Origin of the sequence: Bradyrhizobium genomosp. I (2014), from assembly GCF_000261685.1 — a bacterium.
In the GTDB taxonomy this organism is placed as follows: domain Bacteria; phylum Pseudomonadota; class Alphaproteobacteria; order Rhizobiales; family Xanthobacteraceae; genus Bradyrhizobium.
Genome location: NZ_AJQE01000423.1, coordinates 1 through 1,185 on the forward strand (window position 1 = coordinate 1; position 1,185 = coordinate 1,185).

Here is a 1,185-nt window from a genome sequence, read left to right on the forward strand (position 1 = left end):
AGGCGGTGGAAGCGGAGAAGGCCAAGAGCTGACAAGACTCGAGCTCGTCATTCCGGACGGCGCGCAAACGCGCCGATCCGGAATCTCGAGATTTTGTGTCACCACCCGGCCACATCGACGTTCCAGAATATGCAATCAGCTGTTGGGGTTAGTAGCCCCGCAGATAATACCGCTACTGTGCATGGGGTTGTTTTCGATATTTTGTGTGTCGGGCCGGCTCCGGGCCTGACCAGCTAAGGATGCAGAAAGATGTCCGATCTCGCCGACCTCTATCCCGGCTTCGCCTCCGAGTGGATCAACACCTCGTTCGGCCGCATCTTCGCCCGGGTCGGCGGCAAGGGCCCGCCGCTGCTGCTCCTGCACGGCTTCTCCGAGACCCATGTGATGTGGCACCGCGTGGCACCCGAGCTTGCCGACCATTTCACGCTGATCATCGCCGATCTGCCGGGCTACGGCTGGTCCGATATGCCCGCGAGCGATGCGCTGCACATGCCCTACAGCAAGCGCGCGATGGCGAAGGCCATGGTCGAGGCGATGGAGCAGCTCGGCCACGTGCACTTCGCGCTCGCCGGCCACGACCGCGGCGGCCGCGTCTCCTACCGTCTCGCACTCGACCATCCCGGCCGGCTGTCGAAGCTCGCCGTGCTCGATATCCTGCCGACCTATAATTACTGGGAGCGGATCAACCGCGCCTATGCCCTGAAGATCTATCACTGGACCTTCCTGGCGCAACCCTATCCGCTGCCGGAGACGCTGATCTCGAGCAATGGCGAGTTCTTCCTGCGCTTCAAGATGGCGAGCCAGACCAAGTCGAAGACGCTCGACGCGATCGACAAGCGCGCGCTGGACCATTACATCGCCCCGTTCCGCGATCCTGCCCGCATCCATGCGATGTGCGAGGACTACCGCGCCGGCGCCTATTTCGACTACGACCTCGACAAGGCCGATTTCGAGGCCGGCAAGAAGATCACGATCCCGATGCTGGCGCTCTGGGGCAATGCCGGCATCGCCCAGGCCGCCGCCACCCCGCTCGACACGTGGAAGCAGTGGGCGACGAATGTGGATGGCATGCCGGTGGATTCGGGGCACTTCCTCACCGAGGAGAACCCGGAGGTAACAGCGAGGGCGTTGCGCGAATTCTTGTCGGCCTGACCCACCTCGTCATTGCGAGCGCAGCGAAGATTC

At 63.0% G+C, this 1,185-nt stretch carries 1 protein-coding gene; it reads left to right on the forward strand.

What is annotated here, in order from left to right; all coding sequences use genetic code 11:
* Positions 1-249: 249 nt before the first annotated feature.
* Positions 250-1,152 carry an alpha/beta fold hydrolase gene (locus tag IC50_RS36595; RefSeq protein ID WP_035716481.1) on the forward strand — a complete coding sequence of 301 codons (903 nt, stop codon included), beginning with the start codon at positions 250-252 and terminating at the stop codon, positions 1,150-1,152.
* The last annotated feature ends 33 nt before the right edge of the window (positions 1,153-1,185 follow it).

Excerpts from the sequence above, each read along its gene's own strand:
- IC50_RS36595 (WP_035716481.1), top strand. The coding sequence starts at position 250 with ATGTCCGATCTCGCCGACCTCTATCCCGGCTTCGCCTCCGAGTGGATC.